Annotated in this window: 6 protein-coding genes; all 6 read left to right on the top strand. The window is 57.7% G+C overall.

Annotation, left to right across the window (positions count from 1 at the left end; translation table 11 throughout):
- Positions 1 to 2,054, top strand: a 2,054-nt coding sequence (locus Q2B33_RS21835) for a chemotaxis protein CheA (protein ID WP_300823164.1), incomplete at its 5' end; no start/stop codon positions are given.
- 26 nt (positions 2,055 to 2,080) lie between these two features.
- A complete protein-coding gene (locus Q2B33_RS21830; RefSeq protein WP_296461733.1) occupies positions 2,081 to 2,587 on the top strand; it encodes a chemotaxis protein CheW in 507 nt (168 codons plus the stop codon).
- Between the two features lie 16 nt (positions 2,588 to 2,603).
- The gene (locus Q2B33_RS21825) at positions 2,604 to 3,962 is read left to right on the top strand and encodes a methyl-accepting chemotaxis protein (protein ID WP_300568374.1); all 1,359 of its coding nucleotides are present in this window, start codon (positions 2,604 to 2,606) and stop codon (positions 3,960 to 3,962) included.
- A 20-nt stretch (positions 3,963 to 3,982) separates the two neighbouring features.
- A complete protein-coding gene (locus Q2B33_RS21820) occupies positions 3,983 to 4,336 on the top strand; it encodes an Hpt domain-containing protein (RefSeq protein ID WP_296474439.1) in 354 nt (117 codons plus the stop codon).
- A gap of 262 nt (positions 4,337 to 4,598) precedes the next feature.
- Complete coding sequence (locus tag Q2B33_RS21815; RefSeq protein ID WP_300568476.1) at positions 4,599 to 6,710, top strand: alpha-amylase family glycosyl hydrolase; 2,112 nt, start codon at positions 4,599 to 4,601, stop codon at positions 6,708 to 6,710.
- Positions 6,711 to 6,998: 288 nt separating this feature from the next.
- Positions 6,999 to 8,717 carry a S8 family peptidase gene (locus tag Q2B33_RS21810; protein WP_300568369.1) on the top strand — a complete coding sequence of 573 codons (1,719 nt, stop codon included), beginning with the start codon at positions 6,999 to 7,001 and terminating at the stop codon, positions 8,715 to 8,717.

Genomic DNA, 8,717 nt, shown 5'->3' with positions numbered 1-8,717 from the left:
GCTTTGACGAGGACAGCATCAACGAGATATTCCGGACCATGCATACCATCAAGGGCTCATCCGGCATCATGATGTTCGACAATATCACGGCTGTGTCACACAAACTGGAGGATGTCTTCTTCTATCTGAGGGAGTCCCATCCGGACAATGTTCCCCATGTGGAGCTGGTGGAGCATGTGCTGGAGGTGGAGGACTTCATCTCGAATGAAATGGAGAAGATTCGTAACGGCGAGACCGCGGACGGCGATGCCACGGACATCATCGCGGATTTGGACAAATTCCTGAACCAGATCAAGAACGGAGGCGCAGGAGGAGAGGGTCCGGCCGCAGAGAATGTCCACGAAGAGCCGAAGCATTTCTACATCGCCCCCGTGGCCACCGCCGCCAGCCGCTTCTACAAGATTTTCATCCACTTCTTCCCGGAGACGGAGATGGCCAATGTACACGCGTACAAGACCGTTTACGCCCTGAAGGAGATCGCGGAGGACATCCTGTACTCTCCGGAGGATCTCCTCACGGACGAGAAGTGCAGCGAGACCATCATCAAAGAGGGCTTCCGCATCCTGCTCCAGGCACAGTGCAGCGAGGAGGAAGTGCGGGAGCTGATAGGCGTCGGATACGACATCGAGAAGGTGGACGTCTTCGAGTGCGATGCCAATCAGTTCCTGCTGGGCTTTGACTTCGGCGACACGGAACCTGCGCCCCAGATCGACCTGGAGTCCAGCGTGGAGGTCATAGAGGCCAAGCAGGAGGCGAAGCAGGCCGATGAGGCCAAAGCGGAGGAGAAGAAGCCCGAGACGCCCAAGATCACGCCGGGCGATTTCGTCATCCAGTCCAAGGAGCCCGGCAGGCAGAAGAAGCTGGCCAAGGATAAGCCCAAGGGCGAAAAGGCCGCGTTCATCAGCGTCAATGTGAGCAAGATGGACCAGTTGATGGATCTGATCGGGGAGCTGGTGATCTCCGAGTCCGTGGTGCTGCAGAGCTCGGATTTGAAGGTGCCCGGGCTGAACCTGGACAATTTCAACAAGGCGGCGGCGCAGCTTGCCTCTATCTCCACAGACCTGCAGAATGTCATCATGTCCATGCGCATGGTGCCCCTGACCAACACCTTCCAGAAGATGAACCGCATCGTCTTCGATGTGTCCAGGAAGCTGGGCAAGGACATCGAGTTCGTGATGGTGGGGGATTCCACTGAGGTGGATAAGAACATCATCGAGCATATCTCCGATCCTCTGATGCACCTGGTGCGGAACGCCGTGGACCATGGCATCGAGACCAACGAGGAGAGGGCGGCCAGCGGCAAGACGGAGAAGGGCAAGGTCACCCTGTCCGCCAAGACCGAGGCCGGCAAGGTATGGATCAGCGTGGAGGACAACGGCACAGGGCTGGATCGGGAGAAAATCCTGGCCAAGGCCCGGAAGCAGGGCATCCTGGAAGACAACAAGCCGGATTTCGCTTATACCGACAAGGAAGTGTACCAGTTCATCACGCTGCCCGGATTCTCCACCAATGAGCAGGTGACGGAGTACTCCGGACGAGGCGTGGGCATGGACGTGGTGGTGCAGAACATCCAGGCCATCGGCGGCGCTCTGGAGATCGAGAGCACGCCGGGCTGCGGCAGCGTCATGAGCCTGAAGATTCCCCTGACCCTGGCCATCATCGACGGCATCGTCATGGAGGTGGGCACATCCTCCTTCGTCATGGAGACAGGCGTCATCAAGCAGTTCATCCGGGTGAAGGAAGATATGATGATCCATGAGCCCAACGGCGATGAGTTCGTCATGATCCGCGGGGATTGCTTCCCGGTGATCCGCCTGGGCAACTGGTACGGCCTGGAGGAGTATCAGGAGTCCGTGGAGGACGGCGTGATGCTGATCCTCGAGGTGGAGGACCGGAAGATCTGCCTGCTGGTGGATAAGCTGGTGGGAGAACAGGAAATCGTGGTAAAACCGATTCCTTCCTATATCAAGAAGGTGAAGGGCCTGTCCGGCTGTACGCAGCTGGGCGACGGCAGCATCGCCCTGATACTGGATGCACCCGGATTGGTAGAATAAAATCATAGAAAGGAACGGCTAATCATATGGATGAAATGATGAACACCGGTGCCAGCAGTGCGGACACGCAGGAAGGCAAATATATGACATTCAAGTCCGGATCCGAGTATTTCGGTCTGGAGATTCAATATGTACAGCAGATTATCCAGTTTCAGGCCATCACCAAGATTCCTGAGACGGAGGATTACATCAAGGGCCTGATCAACCTGAGAGGGAAGATCATCCCCGTGGTGGATGTCCGCGTGCGGTTCAAGCAGGGGGAGTGCGAGTACAACGACAAGACCTGCATCCTGGTCATCACCGTCAAGGATACCACGGTGGGCCTGATTGTGGAGCAGATTGCCGAGGTGGCGGAGATCCAGAAGGAGAACATCCTGCCGCCGCCCACCATAGGACGGAACGACAAGGGACATAACAAATACGTCTACGGGATCGGAAAGGTGGGCACTTCGGTAAAGCTCCTGCTGGATCCGGAGAAGCTGCTGTACGATGAAGAGAATGTGGATGCGGCAATGACAGAAAATGAAGAATGAGAGGAGATAATTCATTATGAAAGACATGAAGATGAAGACAAAATTGATTATCGGTTTTTGTGTGCCGAGCGTTCTTGTGCTGATCAATATCATACTTGGCCAGTTGTCCACAAAGAACGCAATCCATATCGTGGATCCTGAAAAGCAGTCGTCCTATCTGCTGGGCTCCACCATATTCACGATGGCCATGGCGGTGCTCTCCATGGCGGTGACCTTCTTCATCGCCCTGGTGCTGATCAGGACGATTGAGAAATCCGTGAAGCAGCTCTCCGATGCGGCCAAGGAGATTGCCCAGGGCCGGGTGGACATCAAGATGGAGAAGTACAACAATGACGAATTCGGCGAGCTGGTAGACGAATACATGCATGTAGTCGAAAACATCAAATATCAGTCCCATATTGCGGAGGAGGTGTCCAACGGCAATCTGACCATTACGGTCAATCCGGTATCCGCGGACGACCTTCTGGGCAATTCCCTGAAGAAGCTGGTGGACGATAACCACAATGCACTGAGCAATATCAGCGACGCGGGCTCCCAGGTCACCATCAGCTCCTCTCAGGTGGCCAGCGCCAGCCAGGCACTGGCGCAGGGCTCTACAGAGCAGGCCAGCGCTATCCAGCAGATTACGGCTTCCATCGATGAGATTGCCGAGAAGACCAGACAGAACGCAGAGCAGGCCAATTCCGCGGCAGGCTTGGTGGTGAAGGCCATCGAGGATGTGAAGCGAGGCAATGTGCAGATGCAGGATACCATCTCCGCCATGCAGGGCATCAACAGGGCTTCCGAGAATATCTCCAAAATCATCAAGACCATTCAGGATATCGCTTTCCAGACCAATATCCTCGCGCTGAATGCGGCGGTTGAGGCGGCAAGGGCCGGCGAGGCAGGAAAGGGCTTTGCGGTTGTGGCCGAGGAAGTGAGAAGCCTTGCGGCGAAGAGCCAGGAGGCGGCTGAGGAGACGGCCGAGCTGATTGAGGATTCCATCGAAAAGGTGAACTCCGGTTCCAAGATTGTAGACCAGACCGCGAAGGCCATGGAGGAGATCACGAAGGTGGTACAGGAGAGCGAGGTCATCATCAATGGCATCGCGGAATCCTCCAACTATCAGGCGACGGCTGTGGCTCAGATTGAGCAGGCCATCTCCCAGGTGTCCCAGGTGGTGCAGACCAACTCCGCCACCAGCGAGGAATGTGCGGCTGCCAGCGAGGAGCTGTCCAACCAGGCTTCCAGGATGCGCGAGATGCTGTCCATCTATCATCTGGGCAACGAGAGCGGTGGCGGCGCAAGCTCCTCCTTCAAGAGCGCTCCCTCCTATTCCTCCCCTGCGTCCAATGAGCAGGTGATCTCCCTGGGTGACGGCTTCGGGAAGTATTGAGTATAGAAAGAGGTGTAGAAATGAATCTGTTAGATGAGCTGAGAACTCTGGGCGTGGACGTGGATGACGGATTGAAGCGTCTGATGGGGAATGAGAAGCTTTACAAAAGGCTGTTGGGCTCCTTTGTGAAGATGATCGGGACACAGGCCGTGGATCCGGACTTCGACGAGAGCGATTACAAAGAAGCCATAGAGAAAGCGCATTCCATCAAGGGGACAGCCGGAAACCTGTCACTTACCCCGATTTATGAGTCCTACAGCGAGATACTGAACCTGCTGCGGACAGATAAGCCGGCGGAGGCAAAGGCGGTTCTCGCGAAGGTATTGCCCGTTCAGCAGGAAATCATTTCCTGTATAGAGAACAACATGGATTAAGAGAAACGAGAGCAGCGCTGAGAGGATTCTTCCCGCAGCGCTGTTTTTCTCCCCGAATAAAGCTTTTGGAGGGAGCTGTATACGATATCAGACAAGATGAGCGGAGGCATGAGGAATGGGTATCGTCGAGAAAGTGTTAGGCAGGAAAGAGTCTGACACGGAACAGGAAATCATGACTGATGGTAAGCCGAAAGGGAATCCCGGGCAGGAGGGGGAGGCCCGGGATTCCGGGGACGACCGGAATCGGCTGGAGGGAGGGGACATGGAATCTGTACATCTGAAACCACAGCGCGGCGAGAAGCTGCAGCCTTTGGATGAAATAGGCGGCTTCAAGGTCAGGCCGGGATTCTACAACAGGGACGGCGCCGCGGCGTCCTGGAACGGCGTCAGCTTTACGATTCACTCTCTGGGCGCCACGAAGTGCACCTTGCTGCTGTTCCGTCCCCAGGAGACGGAGCCCTATGCGAAGCTGGAGTTTCCCGAATCCTATCATATCGGGAACACCTATTCCATGCTGGTGTTCGGACTGAAAATCGAGGAATTCGAGTACGCGTTCCAGTTGGACGGCCCTTATGACAGGGAAAAAGGGCTGCTTTTCGACAGGAACAATGTGTTGCTGGATCCCTACGCCAAGGCCGTGACAGGGCAGCGCAACTGGGGGGAGCGGCCGGAGAACGGCAAGAACTTCGAATACCATGCCAGGGTGGTGGAGAACAACTTCGACTGGGGGAAGATCATGCACCTGGAGACGCCCCTGGAGGATTTGGTGATCTATGAGCTGCATGTGAGGGGATTTACAAAGGACGAGTCCTCCGGCGTGACGGCCAGGGGCACCTTTGAGGGGCTGCGCCAGAAGATTCCCTATCTGAAGGACCTGGGGGTGAACGCGGTGGAGCTGATGCCCGTCTTTGAGTTCGATGAGATGGAGGACGCCAGGCTGGTGGACGGGGAGCAGCTCTATAATTACTGGGGCTACAACACGGTATGCTTTTTCGCCCCCAACACCAGCTACTCCTCCGTGGTGGAGCACAACCACGAGGGGGATGAGCTGAAGGAACTGATCTACGAGCTGAAGGAGAACGGAATCGAGGTCATCCTGGACGTTGTGTTCAACCACACTGCGGAGGGAAATGACGACGGCCCCTGCTTCTCCTTCAAGGGAATCGACAATGATGTCTATTATATCCTGACGCCGGACGGGAATTACTACAATTTCAGCGGCTGCGGCAACGCGCTGAACAGCAACCACCCTGTGACCCGCAGGTTCATCATCGACTGCCTGCGCTACTGGGTGACAGAGTACCGGGTGGACGGGTTCCGCTTCGACCTGGCCTCCATACTGACAAGGGACCAGAACGGCGAGCCCATGGGCAAGCCTCCCATCATCGAGGAGATTGCCCATGATTCCATCCTGGGCAAGGTGAAGCTGATTGCGGAGGCCTGGGACGCGGTGGGCCTCTACCAGGTGGGGAGCTTCCCTGCGTTCCGCAGATGGTCGGAATGGAACGGCAGATACCGGGACGACATGCGGCGCTTCCTGAAGGGGGACGGGGGCCTGGCGGGGACGGCCATCGCCAGGATCACCGGCTCCAGGGACATGTACGATCCGCTGAAGCGGGGGGAGAGCGCGTCCGTGAACTTCCTGACCTGCCACGACGGATTCACCCTGTACGACCTCTACTCCTACAATGTGAAGCACAATGAGAAGAACGGCTGGAACAACACGGACGGGGACAACAACGGCAATAGCTGGAACTGCGGCGTGGAGGGGGAGACGGAGGATATGGAGGTGGAGGCCCTGCGCCGCCGCATGGTGAAGAATGCCTTCGCCACCCTGATGTGCAGCAGGGGCCCGGCCATGTTCTACGCCGGGGACGAATTCTGCAACACGCAGTTCGGCAACAACAACGCCTACTGCCAGGACAACCGCATCTCCTGGCTGGACTGGAAGAGGCTTGAGGAATACCGGGAGATACACGATTTTTTCCGGTATATGATAGCCTTCCGCAGGGAACACGCTGTGGTGAGGAAGGACATGGGGAGCGCGGCGTGCGGGTTCCCGGAGATCAGCCTCCACAATGGCTATCCCTGGAACGGCAGGACGGACTACAATTGTAGGCTGATTGGTATCATGTATGCCGGCAGGAACGAGGAGGGCACGAAGGACGATATCGTCTTCTACGGGATGAATGCCTACTGGGACCCGCTGGACATGCAGCTTCCGAACCTTCCGGAGGGCAGGAACTGGAAGGTCTGCGTCAATACCTTCGTGGAGTATGGGGACGGGAAGGACATCCAGGCGGAGACGGACTTCCAGTATGGCACTATGCTGAAGATTCCGCCCCGGACGGTGATCGTGCTGGTGGCGGAGTGACGGGGTTTTTATAAGGACTTATCATGGGCGGCGGGCTTGAGGGCCTGCTGCCCTTTTTACGCGCAGGGGTGCGTATGGAAATTAGCGGCTTTCCCCGCATGGCGGGCAGGGGAAGATGGCTCTTCGCCACTTGATTATGCGCAGATCTGCAATGGGAAGCCTGGGGCTGGCACATGGAGCGCCTTTGTCCGGTTACAGGTTATTCGGCCTACCGAGCGGAACGGATTTCCCCGGCCCGCATAGGATAATAGGGATACCACAGCGCCTGCTGCGGAAAGGGATTCGGTTATGGACTGCAGAGACAAGATTCTTTCCAGCGAATACTATGACGTAATCACGGATTTTCCCATTGATGCTTTGAGGTACGCCTTTTTCGACCTGTGCTATCTGGAGGTGGATGAGTTCTACAATATCGTGTACATCAGCCGGGAAAATGTCAGGAACGTAAATGAGTACATTTTTGACTACAAAAGCGTACCGAAGCTGTACGGCCTGATGCAGGGGGAGGTGGGAAGCCAGGGCTTCGACCCCAACAACCTGATCGTCAGCGGCATCACCCAGGCCCAGAGGGCGCCTTTGAGCCTGACGGGGCGGGGGGTGGTCGTCTGCATCATCGATACGGGGATAGACTATACCAGCGAGGCCTTCCGGGACAGCCAGGGGAACAGCCGGATCCTGGCAATCTGGGATCAGACCATTCAGGACGGCGCCCCTCCGGAGGGCCTCCACTATGGCACCGTATATACCAGAGAGGACATCAACCGGGCGCTGCAGTCCCCCGATCCCTACAGCATAGTGCCCAGCAGGGACGAGAACGGCCATGGGACCGCCATGGCGGGTGTGGCCGCGGGCAGCAGGCTGGGGAACGGCCTGACCTATATCGGGGCCGCGCCGGAGGCGGATATCGTGGTGGTGAAGCTCAAGGAGGCCAAGCAGTACCTCAGGGATTTTTTCATGGTGCCCGGGGGCGTGCCGGCCTATGAGGAGACGGACATCATGCTGGGGGTACGGTACGCGGACAGCTTCACGGAGCAGTTCTACAGGCCTGTGGTCATCTGCCTGGGGCTGGGCACCAGCTATGGGGACCATGCGGGAAACGCGCCGCTGCCGCGCTACCTGGACGCCATCGCGGCGAAGCGCAGCCGCGCGGTGGTGGTATGCGGCGGCAATGAGGGAAACGCGGGCCATCATTATCAGGGGAACATGGAGCCGTCGAGCCGGTCAGGCGGGGCTGCCGTGAAGCCGGTGGAGGTCAGGGTGGCGGAAAACGCGGAGGGCTTCGTCATGGAGCTGTGGGGGAATGTGCCGGATGTGTTCACCGTGTCCGTGCGCTCTCCGGGCGGGGAGACCATACCCTCCATCCGGCTGGGCATCCAGGACAGCATCACCTACAGCTTCGTCTATGAGAGGACGAAGATCACCATAGCGGGGACGCTGGTGGAGCCGTCCTCGGGGGAGGAGATGATTCTGCTGCGGGTGGCCCAGCCCACCCCGGGCATCTGGACATTCCTGGTGGAGGCGGTGGGAAGCGTCCACAATGGGAGCTTCCATATGTGGCTGCCCATCACACAGTTCATGAGCGCGCCCGCCTATTTTCTGGAGGCATCGCCCTACATCACCCTGACGGAGCCGGCCATGGCGAGGGACGTCATCAGCGTCTCCACCTACAATGCGGCAAACAACAGCTTCTACATCGATTCCGGGAGGGGCTTTACCAGGAACAATGTGGTAGCCCCGGATTTCGCCGCGCCCGGGGTGGACGTATCCACGCTCCGGGGCAGGGAGACCGGCAGCTCCCTGGCCGCCGCCATCACGGCGGGGGCGGTGGCGCAGTTCCTGCAGTGGGCGGTGGTGGAGAAGAACAACCAGATTGTGGCCAGCAGGGAGATTAAGAATTACTTTGTCAGGGGGGCGTCGCGGAGTGGGGAGTTGACGTATCCGAACCGGGAGTGGGGGTACGGGAGGCTGAATGTGGTGGGGACGTTTGATGCGCTGATTGGGGTGTGA

Origin of the sequence: uncultured Acetatifactor sp., assembly GCF_948601915.1 — a bacterium.
GTDB lineage: Bacteria > Bacillota > Clostridia > Lachnospirales > Lachnospiraceae > Acetatifactor.
The sequence above is the reverse complement of the archived record's forward strand: the minus strand, read 5'-3'. Positions and strand labels throughout refer to the sequence as shown.

Bases quoted from the DNA above. Each gene is read 5' to 3' on its own strand.
- Q2B33_RS21820 (WP_296474439.1), top strand. From the start codon at position 3,983: ATGAATCTGTTAGATGAGCTGAGAACTCTGGGCGTGGACGTGGATGAC.
- Q2B33_RS21815 (WP_300568476.1), top strand. From the start codon at position 4,599: ATGGAATCTGTACATCTGAAACCACAGCGCGGCGAGAAGCTGCAGCCT.
- Q2B33_RS21825 (WP_300568374.1), top strand. From the start codon at position 2,604: ATGAAAGACATGAAGATGAAGACAAAATTGATTATCGGTTTTTGTGTG.
- Q2B33_RS21810 (WP_300568369.1), top strand. From the start codon at position 6,999: ATGGACTGCAGAGACAAGATTCTTTCCAGCGAATACTATGACGTAATC.
- Q2B33_RS21830 (WP_296461733.1), top strand. From the start codon at position 2,081: ATGGATGAAATGATGAACACCGGTGCCAGCAGTGCGGACACGCAGGAA.